The 14623-nt window shown below is 62.0% G+C and carries 13 protein-coding genes; 8 read left to right on the forward strand and 5 right to left on the reverse strand.

From position 1 onward, the window contains the following. Positions 1 to 265: 265 nt before the first annotated feature. Genes DXT88_RS14370 through cysT form a run of 4 tightly spaced genes read right to left on the reverse strand, consistent with a single transcriptional unit; the run spans position 266 to position 4098 of the window. Complete coding sequence (locus DXT88_RS14370; RefSeq protein WP_016835643.1) at positions 266 to 1201, reverse strand: CysB family HTH-type transcriptional regulator; 936 nt, start codon at positions 1199 to 1201, stop codon at positions 266 to 268. Continuing rightward, a complete protein-coding gene (locus DXT88_RS14375; RefSeq protein ID WP_016835642.1) occupies positions 1198 to 2298 on the reverse strand; it encodes a sulfate/molybdate ABC transporter ATP-binding protein in 1101 nt (366 codons plus the stop codon). Before DXT88_RS14375 ends, DXT88_RS14370 begins: the two co-directional genes overlap by 4 nt. 14 nt (positions 2299 to 2312) lie before the next feature. Further along, positions 2313 to 3239 carry a sulfate ABC transporter permease subunit CysW gene (gene cysW, locus DXT88_RS14380; RefSeq protein WP_016835641.1) on the reverse strand — a complete coding sequence of 309 codons (927 nt, stop codon included), beginning with the start codon at positions 3237 to 3239 and terminating at the stop codon, positions 2313 to 2315. 1 nt (position 3240) lies between these two features. Beyond that, positions 3241 to 4098, reverse strand: a complete 858-nt coding sequence (gene cysT / locus DXT88_RS14385; RefSeq protein WP_016835640.1) for a sulfate ABC transporter permease subunit CysT — start codon at positions 4096 to 4098, stop codon at positions 3241 to 3243. 461 nt (positions 4099 to 4559) lie between these two features. Here cysT and DXT88_RS14390 point away from each other — a divergent pair, with 461 nt between their 5' ends. From DXT88_RS14390 to DXT88_RS14420, 7 genes are all read left to right on the forward strand, one after another. Then, on the forward strand, positions 4560 to 5300 hold the full coding sequence (locus DXT88_RS14390) for a FadR/GntR family transcriptional regulator (RefSeq protein ID WP_265214438.1): 741 nt from the start codon (positions 4560 to 4562) through the stop codon (positions 5298 to 5300). Positions 5301 to 5437: 137 nt separating this feature from the next. Further along, entirely contained in the window at positions 5438 to 6868 is a 1431-nt protein-coding gene (gene uxaC / locus DXT88_RS14395; RefSeq protein WP_265214440.1) for a glucuronate isomerase, read from the forward strand. A 117-nt stretch (positions 6869 to 6985) separates the two neighbouring features. Further along, on the forward strand, positions 6986 to 8173 hold the full coding sequence (locus DXT88_RS14400) for an extracellular solute-binding protein (RefSeq protein WP_265214442.1): 1188 nt from the start codon (positions 6986 to 6988) through the stop codon (positions 8171 to 8173). Positions 8174 to 8253: 80 nt separating this feature from the next. Beyond that, positions 8254 to 9354 (forward strand): ABC transporter ATP-binding protein, encoded by a 1101-nt coding sequence (locus DXT88_RS14405; protein ID WP_265214444.1) that lies wholly within the window; start codon positions 8254 to 8256, stop codon positions 9352 to 9354. 5 nt (positions 9355 to 9359) lie between these two features. Then, positions 9360 to 10232 carry an ABC transporter permease gene (locus DXT88_RS14410; protein WP_265214533.1) on the forward strand — a complete coding sequence of 291 codons (873 nt, stop codon included), beginning with the start codon at positions 9360 to 9362 and terminating at the stop codon, positions 10230 to 10232. 29 nt (positions 10233 to 10261) lie between these two features. After that, positions 10262 to 11140, forward strand: coding sequence for an ABC transporter permease (locus DXT88_RS14415; protein ID WP_265214446.1), 879 nt, complete (start codon positions 10262 to 10264; stop codon positions 11138 to 11140). Between the two features lie 22 nt (positions 11141 to 11162). Further along, entirely contained in the window at positions 11163 to 12620 is a 1458-nt protein-coding gene (locus DXT88_RS14420; protein WP_265214448.1) for a mannitol dehydrogenase family protein, read from the forward strand. A gap of 10 nt (positions 12621 to 12630) precedes the next feature. Here DXT88_RS14420 and DXT88_RS14425 read toward each other — a convergent pair whose 3' ends face one another. Further along, the gene (locus DXT88_RS14425) at positions 12631 to 13533 is read right to left on the reverse strand and encodes an AraC family transcriptional regulator (RefSeq protein WP_265214450.1); all 903 of its coding nucleotides are present in this window, start codon (positions 13531 to 13533) and stop codon (positions 12631 to 12633) included. A 161-nt stretch (positions 13534 to 13694) separates the two neighbouring features. Here DXT88_RS14425 and DXT88_RS14430 point away from each other — a divergent pair, with 161 nt between their 5' ends. Then, entirely contained in the window at positions 13695 to 14462 is a 768-nt protein-coding gene (locus tag DXT88_RS14430; RefSeq protein ID WP_265214452.1) for an SDR family NAD(P)-dependent oxidoreductase, read from the forward strand. Positions 14463 to 14623 lie beyond the last annotated feature (161 nt).

Genomic DNA, 14623 nt, shown 5'->3' on the forward strand with positions numbered 1-14623 from the left:
ATAGACACTGACCTTCAAAGAAAATATAGGAAAAGTCTGAAAATGGGAGACACCATCGAATTTTCAAACTCCTTCGACTCCAACCCATTAAATTCGATAATTTTTACAAGGATTTATTTCGATCATGTCGACCACACCACGCCGCTTCCTGGGCAACAGGAGGTTTGGATTTACGGAACGAGTGTGCCGGAAGACGGGGCCGGCTGGCAGAACACATCACCTCAGTCCGTTGTCCGGCCCGAGGTGATTTTTTTATGCAGCCGGCTTAGTGCGAGCTCGGCTCATTGAGCGCCGCCACGATGTCGGCGCGCTTGAGTTCCGGTGCGAATTGCAGGATGAAGTCGTAGGTGTAGGCGCGCAGGTAAGCGCCGCGTCGCACCGCCAGGCGCGTGATGTTGGGCGCAAACAGATGCGAGGCCTCAATTGCCTGCAGGCCGTGATGCTTGCCCTGCTCGATCGCCATCGAGGCGACGATGCCAACGCCCAGGCCGAGCGCGACGTATTGCTGGATCACGTCCGAGTCCATTGCGGTGAGCACGATGTCCTTCTCGATGCCGGCCTTGCGGAAGGCGTCGTCGATGTGGCCGCGGCCGGTGAAGCCGACGTCGTAGGTGATCAGCGAATGCGCCGCCAATTCCTCGAGCGTGATCGGATGCTTGAGCGCCAGCAGCGGATGGTCTTGCGGCACCACGACGACGTGGTGCCAGGTATAGCAGGGAAACGACACCAGGTCCTTGAACTGGCTCAGGCCTTCGGTCGCGATGCCGACGTCGGCCTTGCCCGACATGACCCATTCGGCAATGTGTTCCGGTGCGCTCTGCTGGAGCGCAATACGCACCTGCGGAAACGCTGCGCGGAAGGCCTGCACCACGCGCGGCAGCACGTAGCGCGCCTGCGTGTGGGTGGTGGCGATGGTCAGCGTGCCGCTTTGTTCGCCGGCATATTCCTGGCTGGCCTGACGCAGGTTTTCCGCTTCCAGCAACAGCCGTTCGACGATGTGCAGGATACCCTTGCCCGGCTCGGTCAGACCGATCAGGCGCTTGCCGTTGCGTTCGAAAATTTCGACGCCGAGTTCTTCTTCGAGCTCGCGAATCTGGCGGCTCACCCCCGGTTGCGAGGTGAACAGCACATTGGCGACTTCAGTCAGGTTGAAACCGCAGCGGGCGGCTTCGCGGATCGAGCGCAGTTGTTGGAAATTCATCGTGCATCCTTATTCCGGGCGGCTTCGGTAGAGGCCGCGTTGTCGACGAACACGTGGAGGCGGCGCGGTCGCACCACCAGCGTTTCGCCGTCTTTCAGATTCAATTGTGCAAAGCGTTCATTGGAAATGACGGCTTCGATCAGTTCCGAATTGTCTTTGCGTTCCAGTTCCAGTTGCGCCAGCGGACCGATCGCATGCGAGCGCCTGAGCTGCGCCACGATACCTTCGGCGCCGGGAGAATAACGGTCGACTTCGAGGTCGTGCGGACGCACGTAGCCGATGCCTTTTTCGTCCTGCGCCTGGGCGTGGTCGGGTGCGTCGAAAGTGACGCCGCCGGCTTCCAGTACGCCTTCATGCACGCGGCCGTGGAACAGGTTGACGTTGCCGAGGAAGCCGTAGACGAACGGCGACGCCGGATGGTTGTAGACCTCGCCGGGCGAACCGATCTGTTCGACGTTGCCCTTGTTCATCAGCACGATCTGATCGGCGACTTCCAGTGCTTCTTCCTGATCGTGGGTGACGAAAATACTGGTGACATGCAACTCGTCGTGCAAACGGCGCAACCAGCGGCGCAGCTCCTTGCGGACCTTGGCGTCGAGTGCGCCGAACGGCTCGTCCAGCAGCAGCACGCGCGGCTCCACCGCCAGTGCACGCGCCAGGGCGATGCGCTGGCGCTGGCCGCCCGACAGCTGCGGCGGATAGCGATCGGCCAGCCAGTCAAGCTGCACCAACTCCAGCAGGCTGGTGACCTTTTCGCGGATCTGCGCTTCCGACGGACGCTGGGCGCGCGGTTTGACGCGCAGGCCGAAGGCGATGTTTTCAAACACGGTCATGTGTTTGAACAAGGCATAGTGTTGGAACACGAAGCCGACCTGGCGCTCGCGCACGTGGCGCGCCGAGGCGTCGTCGCCGTCAAGCAGGACCTGGCCGGAATCGGGCGACTCCAGGCCGGCGATGATGCGCAACAGCGTGGTCTTGCCACAGCCCGACGGACCCAGCAATGCCGTCAGTTCGCCCGCAGGAAAATTCAGGGAAACGTTGTTGAGCGCGACAAAATTGCCGAAACGCTTGTTGATGTCTTTGACTTCGATACTCATGCTCAGCTCCTGATTTATTCCAGATCCGCGCCGGGGTGGGCGACGTGGGCGGTCAACTGTTTATGCAGACGCCACTCGATAAAGCTCTTGACCGCCAGCGTCACCAGCGCCAGGAAGGCCAGCAGAGAAGCCACCGCAAACGCGCCGACGATATTGAATTCGTTGTAAAGGATTTCCACCTGCAGCGGGATGGTGTTGGTCTCGCCGCGGATATGGCCGGACACCACCGACACAGCGCCGAACTCGCCCATGGCGCGGGCGTTGCACAGGATCACGCCGTACAGCAGACCCCATTTGATATTCGGCAGGGTCACGTGCCAGAAGGTCTTCCAGCCAGACGCGCCAAGCACCAGCGCGGCCTCTTCTTCTTCGCTGCCTTGCGATTGCATCAGCGGGATCAGTTCACGCGCCACGAACGGGAAGGTAACGAACACCGTCGCCAGCACGATGCCCGGCACCGCGAACAGGATCTTGATGTCGTGTTCGCGCAGCCAGGGACCGAAGTAGCCTTGCAGGCCGAACAGCAGCACGTAGATCAGGCCCGAGATCACCGGCGACACCGAGAACGGCAAGTCGATCAGCGTCAGCAGGATGTTCTTGCCGCGGAATTCGAACTTGGCGATCGACCACGCCGCCGCCACGCCGAACACCAGGTTCAGCGGCACGGCGATGGCCGCGGTCAGCAGGGTCAGCTTGATGGCCGACCAGGCGTCCGGTTCGATGATGTTGTCGATGTAGACGTCCCAGCCCTTTTTCAGGCCTTCATAAAATACGGCGACCAGCGGCACGAACAGGAACAGGGTCAGGAAGGCGAAAGCGATCCCGATCAGCACGATGCGCACCCACAAGGGTTCCAGCGTGGCGGCCGGCGCGTAGGCGGGCTCGCCGCGCGGCGCTATCGAAGTAGCAGCGGTAATGCCCGGAGTAATGACGGCGCTCATGTCAGACTTTCTCGGCCTGGCCGCGCTTGCGGACCCAGGCTTGCAACAGGTTGATGGTCAGCAGCAAGGCGAACGACACGATCAGCATGACCACGGCGATGGCGGTGGCGCCGGTGTAGTCGTATTGCTCAAGCTTGGTGATGATGAACAGCGGCGTGATTTCCGACACCATCGGCATGTTGCCGGCGATGAAGACGACCGAGCCGTATTCGCCGGTGGCGCGTGCGAAGGCCAGCGCGAAGCCGGTCAACAATGCCGGAAACACGGTTGGAAAAATCACCCGCGCAAAGGTCTGCAAACGCGAAGCGCCGAGGCTGGCGGCTGCTTCTTCAAGCTCGCGCTCGGCGTCTTCCAACACAGGTTGCACGGTGCGCACAACAAAGGGTAAACCGATGAAAGTCAGCGCCACCAGCACACCCAGCGGCGTAAAGGCGACCTTGATGCCGAGCGGCGCGAGATAACGGCCGATCCAGCCGTTCTGCGAATACAGCGTGGTCAGCGCAATGCCCGCCACCGCAGTCGGCAACGCAAACGGCAAATCGACCAGTGCATCGATGATGCGCTTGCCGGGGAATTTATAGCGCACCAGCACCCAGGCCACGATGCCGCCGAAAATCACATTCAATAAAGCAGCTAATAAAGAAGCGCCGAAGGTCAGGCGATACGAGGCCATCACGCGCGGCGAGGTCACGGCGCTGACGAAAGCGTCCCAGGTCATCGTGAAGGTCTTGAGGAAGACCGCCGACAACGGGATCAGCACGATAAGGGTGAGGTAGAACAGCGTAAAACCGAGCGACAGGCGGAAGCCCGGCAACACCCGGAACGGCGCTTTCTTGTTCGTGGCAATGGAGACGGTCACGCTTGCACTTCCTTTTTATTGTCTTCTCCGGGGCCGCCTCGACACCTGCAAACGCGTATCAGAGCAACAACAACCGGAGCGATCTCTTATTACAAATACGACTAATGAGCGAAGATAATCGCATCGCATTGTTATAAAGAGAAGGAATTTTTTTGCATGTCCATAGAAGTTTTACGCATAAAGAATGACTTCCGAAGTGATTTATCGAGGGGGCAAAACCAAGCGTCAACATCCGCTCAAAGTCGCTTCTGAACTAGTCATCCGACGACTGACCACTCACATAATCAATAAGTGGTCAACCACTTAACATCGCATGAAACCCCATGCTTACAGCCTTGTAAGCCTTATAAAACAAGGATCCGGCACACCGTAAAATAAACCGGCCAGACCATATTGCAATATTGGTCAGGCCAACTTAGAATGGCCAGACCAATTTTCAGGGACCCTCCCTTTCGCCCGCCATGCTCAAAATCGTCACAGCCCTTGCCGAACTCAGCGCGCCCGAAACGCGCCTGTATCGCGTGGTCGCCGATCGCATCCAGGCATTCATCCGAGACGAACACATTGCGGCCGGCGAACGCCTGCCGTCGGAACGCGACCTGGCGGCGCAACTGAAGGTCAGCCGCGCCTCGGTGCGCGAAGCGTTGATCGCGCTGGAACTGACCGGCGTGATCGAAGTGCGCGGCGGCTCCGGTATCTACGTGATTGAAAAGAAAGGCGCCGCGCCGGCCATCCAGGAAATCGGCCCGGGTCCGTTCGAGATCCTGTCGGCGCGCTGCCTGATCGAAGGCGAAGTCGCCGCGATCGCCGCGCGCATGGCCACCGACGGTGCCCTCGACGCCATCCTGCGCGCGCTCAACGACATGGAGCGCTTCTATCACGACCGCCCCAACAATGAAGAAGCCGACCGCACTTTCCACCTCTCGATCGCCCGCGCCACCGGCAACAGTGCCCTGGTCAGCGTGATCGAAAACCTGTGGGACCAGCGCGGCCGCCTGTGGATCAAGATGGAAGAACATTTCCATACCGAAGAATTGCGCCAGCAGACGCTGGTCGATCATCGCCGCATCCTCGAGGCCATTGTCGATCGCGATCCCGAGGGCGCGCGCAAGGCCATGCACGCCCACCTCGAACGCGTGACCACCGAGTTCTCGCGCGGCTGGGGCGGCGGCAAGGCTTACATGCCGCATCATCAGGAGTAGCGGCACAGGATTGAATATTCAACACGGATCCGCAGCGCATCCGCCAGAGGCCAGCCATACAGAGCCGAGGATGCAGCAGCGACGAAGTCCGACTTGGCGTCAGACATAACGTCAGACATAGCAAATCAGGAGACAACATGCCATTGCTGCACCCAGACCGACTGTTCCCCGCCGATCCCGACACGCGCTCGATCGCGCGCCGTCTCTATAAAGAGATCAAGGACGCGCCCATCGTCAGCCCGCACGGCCACACCGACCCGGCCTGGTTCGCCGGCAACGCCGCCTTCCCCAATCCGTCGGCGCTGCTGATCCAGCCCGACCACTATGTATTCCGCATGCTGTTCAGCCAAGGCGTCAAGCTGGAAGATCTGGGCATTCCAACACGTGAAGGCAGCGACGGCAGCGCGGTGGAAGGCGATCCGCGCCGCATCTGGCGCATCCTGGCAAAACACTGGCCGCTGTTTCGCGGCACGCCGTCGCGCATGTGGCTCGATCACGTGTTCGAAGAAGTGTTCGGCCTCGAAGAGGGCCTGAGCGAGGCCAACGCCGACCGTCTCTACGATCACATCGACGGCTGCCTGCAGCGTCCCGAGTTCCGTCCTCGCGCACTGTTCGAGCGCTTCAACATCGATGTCATCGCCACCACCGAGTCGCCGCTCGATCCGCTGGCGCATCACGGCAAGCTCAAGAACGATCCCTGGCAGACCGCCAGGGGCCGCGCCCGCGTGGTGACGGCCTACCGTCCCGATCCGGTGGTCGATCCCGAATTCGAAGGCTTCACCGCCAACGTCGAGCGCTTCGGCGAACTGACCGGCGAGAACACCCGCACCTGGGAAGGCTATCTGCAGGCGCACCGCGTCCGTCGCGCCTTCTTCAAGGAACACGGCGCGACCTCGACCGACCACGGTCATCCGAGCGCACGCACCGCCGACCTGCCGCTCGCGGAATGCAAGGCGCTGTTCGACAAAGCGCTGTCGGGCAAGATCAGCCGCGACGAAGCCGAACTGTTCCGCGCCCAGATGCTGACCGAGATGGCGGCAATGAGCATCGACGACGGTCTGGTATTGCAGATCCATCCCGGCTGCTGGCGCAGCCACAGCCCGGCGATGCTGGCGCGCTTCGGCCGCGATAAGGGTTTTGATATTCCGATGCAGACCGAATACGTCGGCGCGCTCAAGCCGCTGCTGGATCGCTTCGGCCTCGACCCGCGCCTGTCCGTGATTCTGTTCACGCTCGACGAAACGAGTTACTCACGCGAACTGGCGCCGCTGGCCGGTGTCTATCCGGCCCTGAAACTGGGGCCGGCATGGTGGTTCTTCGATGCGCCGGAAGGCATGCGCCGCTTCCGCGAGCTGACCACAGAGACCGCCGGCTTTGCCAACACGGTCGGCTTCAACGACGACACCCGCGCCTTCCTGTCGATCCCAGCCCGCCACGACGTCAGCCGCCGTATCGATTGCGGCTATCTGGCGCGACTGGTGGCCGAACATCGCCTGCATGAAGACGAAGCGCTGGACCTGGCGCACGACCTGACGTATCGGCTGGCCAAGCAGGCCTACCGTTTGTGAGCATTTTTTGAAAGAGAGTCAGCGCAATAGCAGTACGGTTTGAAGATTCATCAGAGCGTCACAAGACGTCCGCTTTATCCCGGTACCCAACAATTCCATCTCTAGGAGGAGACATCAATGAAACAGGTTTTGAATACCTTGCACAAGGCGACCCGCCGCACCGTCATGGCCGCCGCCATCGGTTTCGGCTTGGCCGCCATGGTCGGCAGCCCGGCTGCACATGCGCAGGCAGCAGTCACCATCAACGTGGTCGACGTCGCCGGTTCGCTGGCGCTGCTGCAAGAGGCCATCGAGTCGTACAAGACCACGCATCCCAACGTCAAGTTCACCTTCACCAAGGCGCCGGCGCCGGAACTGCCGAGCAAGCTGAAGGCGATGCAGAACGCCAAGCGCAGCGACATCGACCTGGTCCTCGGCGGCACCGACATTCTGGCTGCCGGCATTGAGCAGAATCTGTGGGTGACGCTGCTGCCGGAGAACAACGCCAGGTTCGCTCCGCTAACCGAGAACTACCTGCCGGAAGTGAAGAAGATGCAGGAGCTGGCGCATAACCAGGGCCTGGCCGTCGCCTTCATGCCGGCCGGTCCGCTGCTGGAATACAACCCGGACAAGGTCAAGCAGGTGCCGACCACGCCGCCGGAACTGCTGGCATGGTGCAAGGCCAATCCGAACAAACTGATCTATGCGCGCCCGGCCAATTCCGGTCCCGGCCGCACCTTCCTGATGGGCCTGCCTTACCTGCTCGGCGACAAGGATCCCAAAGACCCGGTCAAGGGCTGGGACAAGACCTGGGCTTACCTCAAGGAGCTGAACACCTGCATCGAGTACTACCCGGGCGGCACCGGCGCCGTGATGAAGGAACTCGGCGAAGGTTCGCGCGACATGACGGTCACCGTGACCGGCTGGGACATCAACCCGCGCGCGCTGGGCGTGGTGCCGAAGGAATTCAAGGTTGGCGTCTTCAAGAACATGACCTGGGTCAACGACACCCATTACATGATCGTGCCGAAGGGCCTGGCTCCCGCCAAGCAAGCCGTGGTGCTGGACGTGATGGCCTACCTGCTGCAACCGAAGCAACAGGCGCAGACCTACGACAAGGGTTACTTCTATCCTGGTCCGGCGATCAAGAACGTGCCGGTGACGATGGCGCCGCAAGCCAGCCAGGACACGCTCAAGGAATTCGGCCGCGCCGAGTACGCCGACTGGATCGCCAGGTTCCCGCACGTGCAACCGCTGGATGCGCAGGTGATGGTGAAAGCATTCCGTATCTGGGATGAACAAGTAGGCGCTCAAAAGTTTAAATAAGCAAAAGCAAGTAGAGACAAGCCGGGCGGCAATGAAATATTCCACGTCGCCCGGCTCATTACGATCAATTAGAGGCAAGCATGAAACCTGACTTCAAGACATTGCGACTGGATCGCGTGACACGTCGCTTTGGCGGCCCGGCTAAAACTACCGACGCGCCGCAGATCGCCGCGCTGGACGGTCTGCAGATGGACATTGCGCGCGGCGAATTCATCGCCCTGCTCGGCCCTTCCGGCTGCGGCAAGTCGACCGCGCTGAATTGCATCGCCGGCCTGCTGCCCTTGTCGGACGGCGGAATCTATCTTGACGATCACCGCATCGATACCTTGCCGCCGGAACAGCGCGGCTTCGGCATGGTGTTCCAGAACTACGCCCTGTTCCCGCACATGACGGTGGCCAAGAACGTCGGCTTCGGCCTGCTGATGCGCGGCGTGCCTGCCGCCGAAATCCAGACCCGCGTCAAGCGCGCCCTCGACCTGGTGCAACTGGCGCAACACATGAACAAGCTGCCCGGCCAGTTGTCCGGCGGCCAGCAGCAACGCGTGGCGATTGCCCGCGCCATCGTCATCGAACCGCCGCTGATCCTGATGGATGAGCCGCTGTCCAATCTCGACGCCAAACTGCGCCTCGAAATGCGCTCCGAAATCCGTCGCATCCACGGCGAACTCGGCCGCACCACCCTGTACGTCACCCACGATCAGGATGAAGCACTGTCGCTGGCCGACCGCATCGTCGTCATGAAGGATGGCAAGGTGCAGCAGATCGGCACGCCGCCGGAAGTCTACGGCCAGCCGTCGAATCTCGCCGTGGCGCGCTTCATGGGCTATCGCAATGAACTGATTCTGGATGTGATCGGCCAGGATGCGCGGACCGTCACGCTGGCCGGTCCCGGCGTCAATCTGGCCGGCATCGCTAAGATGCGCCTGAACGGCCGCGCCGCCGTGTCGATCCGTCCGGAAGAATTCAGCATCTGCGCCGACGGCACCGCCCCCGACAACAGCATCAGCGCACGCGTCGAGTCGGTCGAATATTACGGTCGCGAATCGCTGTTCATGCTGCGCACGCAAGACAACACGCGCCTTTACGTACGTGCCGAAGGCAAAGCCTCGCCGGGCGAAACCATCCGCGTCTCCGTGCCCGCCGACCGCGTGCTGGCTTATCCTTTCGAACAGGTGGCATGATGCTGATGTCCTCGCAAACCGCCGGCGCGCGCTGGCGTGATCCGGCCATGTGGATGGCGGCACCGGCCGTGGTCTTCATGCTGGCGGTGTTCGTCTATCCGTTCATCCACGGCCTGATCCTGTCGTTCCAGCCGCTCGAAGGCGGCGGCATGCTGTCGAACTACGTCAAGTTCTTCAACACGGAAAACCTGTGGATGACCATCGGCGTGACGCTCAAGCTGGCCTTGCCGGCAACGCTGATCAACATCCTGATTGCGGTGCCGGTGGCCTATCGCCTGCGCCACAAGACGCCTTATCAAAAGATCGCCACGACGATCCTGGTGATTCCGATCACGCTGGGCACGGTGCTGATCGCCGAAGGCATGCTGACCTATTTCGGCCCCAAGGGCTGGTTCGCGCAGATCCTGCAGACGCTGCACATCTACGAAGGCGCAATCCGCCTGACGCACAACTATGCGGGGGTACTGATCTCGCTGGTGATCTCGGGCTTCCCGTTCGCTTTCCTGCTGATCCTGTCGTACATCACCGGCATCGATCCGGTGCTGCCGCGGGCCGCGGCGACGCTGGGCGCCAATCCGTTCAACCAGTTCCGCTACGTGATCTTCCCGCTGATCCTGCCGGGCCTGGCAATGGCGTTCTGCCTGTCGTTCGTACAAGCGTTTTCGGTGTTTCCTTCGGCGGTGCTGTTGGGTTCGCCGGCCGGTGCAACGCGTGTGATTTCGATTGCGGCGTATGAAGCGGCGTTCGAGAACTATGACTATTCCATGGCGTCGGCAGTAGCGATGATCATGGGCGCAGTGCAACTGGGCGTGGTGGTGATCGTGCTCGGTGCGCGCAATCTGTTCTACCGCGGTCCGGTCACCGGAGGCAAGGGTTAACCATGACACAAGCAACGACAACTTCTCCCATGATGACTTCGCAATCGATCTCACGACAGCCTGCACCGAAGCGCCGCTCCCACTGGGCCAGCCGTGCCTGGAGCGGACTGGTGGTCGGCCTGATGACCTTCTTCCTGATCAACGTCGGCCTGATGATCGCCTCGGTCGCCACCAACTCGGTGGCCAAGCGCTGGCTCGGGACCTGGCTGCCGAACGGCTGGACGCTGGAATGGTATTCCGCCGCCTGGCAGGAATTCCAGCTCGGCGACGTGCTGCTGGTAACGGTGCAGGTGGTGCTGTCGGTGGTGGTGCTGTCCATCGTGATCGGCGTGCCGGCGGCCTACACTCTGGCGCGGCGCAACTTCCGCGGCAAGAAACTGCTGACCGGCCTGTTCCTGCTGCCCCTGATGATCCCGCCGATCACCTACGGCATCCCGCTGGCGACCTTGATGTATGAACTGCACCTGGCAGGCACCCTGCCCGGCGTCATCATCGCCAACCTGCTGCCGGCGCTGCCGTTCGTGATTTTGGTGATGACGCCGTTCATCGAACAGATCGATCCGAACCTCGAATCGGCCGCACGGGTGTTCGGCGCACGCACCTTCACGATGTTCCGCCATGTGCTGGTGCCGTTGCTGGCGCCGGGCATCCTGGCTGCTTCGCTGCTGGTGCTGGTGCGCACGATTGCGATGTTCGAGCTGACCTTCCTGACGGCCGGCGCGGATACGCAGACGCTAGTGGTGGCGCTGTATTACTCGGTGTTCGCCGCAGGCGTGCGTGCTTCCCAGTCGATCGATGCGATGGCGATGGTGTACATGATCGTCACGCTGATCTGGCTGCTGATCGCGATGCGTTTCGTCAGCCCGACGCAACTGGTGTCGCGCGTCAAAGAGCATCCGCAAAAGTGATGAAACCTGACGCAGGAACACCATGAAGCTGAACAAGCAAACACTGGCGCAAGCAGATAAGCAGGCGGCGCTGCCGGACTATGACAGAGCCGCGCTACTACCCGGCATCGTGCATCTCGGACTGGGCGCCTTCCATCGCGCGCACCAGGCGGTCTACACCGACACGGTGCTGGCGCAGGGCGACCTGCGCTGGGGCATCGTCGGCGTATCGCTGCGCAGCCCTGAAACCCGCGATGCGCTGGCGCCGCAGGACAATCTCTATACGCTGGCGATCAGAGGCGTAGAAGGTGAACAGCTGCGCATCATCGGCTCGCTGGTCGACACGCTGGTCGCGCCGGAGTCGCCCGCCGCCGTGCTGGCGGCGATGAGTCATGCGCATTGCCATATCGTCAGCGTGACCGTGACGGAAAAAGGTTACTGCCACGACCCGGCGTCCAACACGCTGCGCTTCGATCATCCCGACATCGTCCACGACCTGGTGCATGCCGATGCGCCGCGTTCGGCGATCGGCTTCATCGTGCGCGCCCTCGGCAAGCGCCGCGATGCGGGCCTGCCGCCGTTCACGGTGCTGTCGTGCGACAACCTGCCGTCCAACGGCAATACTTCGCGCGCGCTGGTGCTGGCGTTTGCCGGGCATGTCGATCCTGAATTGTCGAAATGGATTTCCCGGCACGGCGCTTTCCCCAACTCCATGGTGGACCGCATCGTGCCCAAGACCACCGATGAGGATCGCGTCGCCATCGCCGCACGCCTGGGCGTCGACGACGCCTGGCCGGTGATGACGGAGCCGTTTTCGCAATGGGTGATCGAAGACCGCTTCGCCGGTCCGCGACCAGCTTGGGAAACCACCGGCGCAACCCTGGTGGAAGAAGCCGAGCCCTACGAACACGCCAAGCTGCGCATGCTCAACGGCAGCCATTCCAGCCTCGCCTATCTGGGTTCGCTGGCGGGCTACGTGACGGTCGACCAGGCCATCCGCGACGACGGCTTGCGCGGCTTCATCGAACAAATGATGACGCAGGAAATCGCACCGACGCTGCAACGTCCCGGCCTGGACGAATATCGCGACGAGCTGGTGGCGCGCTTCCGCAATCCGGCGCTGAAGCATCGCCTGCAACAGATCGCCATGGACGGTTCGCAAAAGCTGCCGCAGCGTTTGCTCGGCACCATCCGCGCACGCCTCGATGCGGGACTGCCTTGCATGCGACTGTGTTTTGCGGTGGCGGGATGGATACGTTATCTGCGCGGAGAAGATGAAGCCGGGCTGGCGTATCCGATCTCCGATCCGCTGGCTGATGCGCTGCAAGCGGCGGCGCGCATCGCCGACATCGACGCACGCGTGGATGCCTTGCTGGCGCTGGAAGCCGTGTTCGGAAATGATCTTGCCAAGCGGGTGGAGTTTGTGTCTGCGGTGAAGACATTCCTGCGCAGCATCGAAGAGCAAGGGGTTCTGAAATCGCTCGGCAAGATCGGCGCGTAATCAGGCGTAGTTATACGGGAGCGGAAGCGGAAGCACGCACCTTGCTCTTCGCCTCTTCGGTATCCTTCGCCGGCGGCAGGCCGAACATCCTGCCGTATTCGCGCGTGAACTGCGGCACGCTCTCATAGCCGACTGCAAACGCCGCACTGCTGGCGCTGACGCCGTCGGTCAGCATCAGCCTTCTGGCCTCGATCAGGCGCAACTGCTTCTGGAACTGCAGCGGCGACAACGAAGTCACGCTGCGGAAATGCTGATGAAATGACGACGGGCTCATGCCCGCCACCGCCGCCAGGCGTTCCACCGGCAACGCCTGCGCGAAATCGGTCCGCAACACCTCGACCGCACGCGCCACGCGCCGCGCCTGACTGTCCGGCCATCCCAGATTGCGAATCGCAGCGCCATGCTTGCCCGCCAGCAGCCAGTAATGCAACTCGCGCGTCAATTGGGTCTGCAGCACCGGCAACGCGGCCGGACGATCAAGCAAGCGCATCAGCCGCAACGCCGCATCGGCGACTTCCGCATCGGTCGGGTCGACGCGCACCGGTGCCTGTGCGGAAGCAGGTGCGGCTTCCATCTGCATCGCCAGATCGGCAATCACCGCAGGATCGAGTTCCAACACCAGCGACAGGTAAGGCGCGGCAAGGCTTGCGTGCGTAATCTGGCTGACCGTCGGCACGTCGGCCGTGATCAGCAGCGAATCGCCGGCCGAGAAGGCAAAGGCCTGCGCACCCATGGCTACACGTTTGCCGCCTTGCAAGACCAGGCACACCAGCGGTCGCGAAATGGCGTAGAGCAATTCGCTGACCTCGGTCGCGCGCACGATGGTGAGTCCGGCGATGGGCGTATGCGCCAGCCCGTCCCGCCCGGCATGAGCGTCGGCATAGCGTTGCACGGCAGTGAGTAAGGTCGTCATGGTGCAAGCCTACCTTGTCGGCGATTGTCTTGCACGCGACTTGCACGCGACTTGGAGGATCAGGCAAGGAACGTCGAGTATCCGGTAACCGGACCCGCCCCCTGCGTTCGATACTGCGGCTTCCATCAACGCATCGATACATCACAGCACAGGAGCCCACCATGACCACCACTGCCACCAGGATCACCCTCGTCACCGGCGCCAGCCGCGGACTCGGCCGCAACACCGCCCTCAGCATCGCCCGCCATGGCGGCGACGTTGTCGTCACCTACCACAGCCGCAGCGACGAAGCGCAAGCCGTGGTTGCTGAAATCCAGGCACTCGGCCGCAAGGCGGTCGCGTTGCAGCTCGATACCGGCGACGTCGCCGCATTCGCGTCCTTTGCGGAACGCCTGCGCGCCGCGCTGCGCGACACCTGGTCGCGCAACAGCATCGATCACCTGGTCAACAACGCCGGCCACGGCGACTACGCCCTGATCGGCGACACCACCGAGGCGCAATTCGACGGCCTGGTCAATGTGCATTTCAAGGGCGTCTATTTCCTGACGCAAACCCTGCTGCCCCTGATCGCCGACGGCGGCCGCATCGTCAACCTGTCCTCGGGCCTGACGCGCACCTCGTTCCCCGGCTATGCGGTATATGCCGCCGCCAAAGGCGCAGTCGAAGTGCTCACGCGCTACATGGCAAAGGAACTCGGAGCCCGCGGCATCGCCGTCAACACGGTCGCCCCCGGCGCCATCGAAACCGATTTCGGCGGCGGCGTGGTGCGGGACAATCCCGAGATCAACAAACAGTTTGCGGGCCTGACCGCACTGGGCCGCGTAGGCGTACCGGACGACATCGGCCCGATGATCGCCTCACTGCTGTCGCAGGACAATCGCTGGGTGACGGCGCAGAGAATTGAAGTGTCCGGCGGACAAGGAATTTAAGACGAGGACGAGGAAGCAGGAGTAAAAGCGACAGGCGATCTAAAAACCATCTCATTCCCCTGGCGACGCGCAGCGAGCCAGTCTGGAATTCCCGCTTGCGAGTAGCCGGTGGCGGCAGGTGCAAATTGGATAAAGAAGGGAAACTTGTCTGAGCGCAGCGA

The sequence above is a fragment of the Herbaspirillum lusitanum genome (genome assembly GCF_026127345.1).
Classification (GTDB): domain Bacteria; phylum Pseudomonadota; class Gammaproteobacteria; order Burkholderiales; family Burkholderiaceae_D; genus Herbaspirillum; species Herbaspirillum lusitanum.

What these genes read in the sequence shown, in the direction of transcription:
- cysW (WP_016835641.1), bottom strand. Translation starts at nt 3,239, where the DNA reads ATGAGCGCCGTCATTACTCCGGGCATTACCGCTGCTACTTCGATAGCG.
- DXT88_RS14370 (WP_016835643.1), bottom strand. Translation starts at nt 1,201, where the DNA reads ATGAATTTCCAACAACTGCGCTCGATCCGCGAAGCCGCCCGCTGCGGT.
- DXT88_RS14375 (WP_016835642.1), bottom strand. Translation starts at nt 2,298, where the DNA reads ATGAGTATCGAAGTCAAAGACATCAACAAGCGTTTCGGCAATTTTGTC.
- DXT88_RS14420 (WP_265214448.1), top strand. Translation starts at nt 11,163, where the DNA reads ATGAAGCTGAACAAGCAAACACTGGCGCAAGCAGATAAGCAGGCGGCG.
- DXT88_RS14390 (WP_265214438.1), top strand. Translation starts at nt 4,560, where the DNA reads ATGCTCAAAATCGTCACAGCCCTTGCCGAACTCAGCGCGCCCGAAACG.
- DXT88_RS14415 (WP_265214446.1), top strand. Translation starts at nt 10,262, where the DNA reads ATGATGACTTCGCAATCGATCTCACGACAGCCTGCACCGAAGCGCCGC.
- DXT88_RS14430 (WP_265214452.1), top strand. Translation starts at nt 13,695, where the DNA reads ATGACCACCACTGCCACCAGGATCACCCTCGTCACCGGCGCCAGCCGC.
- DXT88_RS14410 (WP_265214533.1), top strand. Translation starts at nt 9,360, where the DNA reads ATGTCCTCGCAAACCGCCGGCGCGCGCTGGCGTGATCCGGCCATGTGG.
- uxaC (WP_265214440.1), top strand. Translation starts at nt 5,438, where the DNA reads ATGCCATTGCTGCACCCAGACCGACTGTTCCCCGCCGATCCCGACACG.
- DXT88_RS14425 (WP_265214450.1), bottom strand. Translation starts at nt 13,533, where the DNA reads ATGACGACCTTACTCACTGCCGTGCAACGCTATGCCGACGCTCATGCC.
- DXT88_RS14405 (WP_265214444.1), top strand. Translation starts at nt 8,254, where the DNA reads ATGAAACCTGACTTCAAGACATTGCGACTGGATCGCGTGACACGTCGC.
- DXT88_RS14400 (WP_265214442.1), top strand. Translation starts at nt 6,986, where the DNA reads ATGAAACAGGTTTTGAATACCTTGCACAAGGCGACCCGCCGCACCGTC.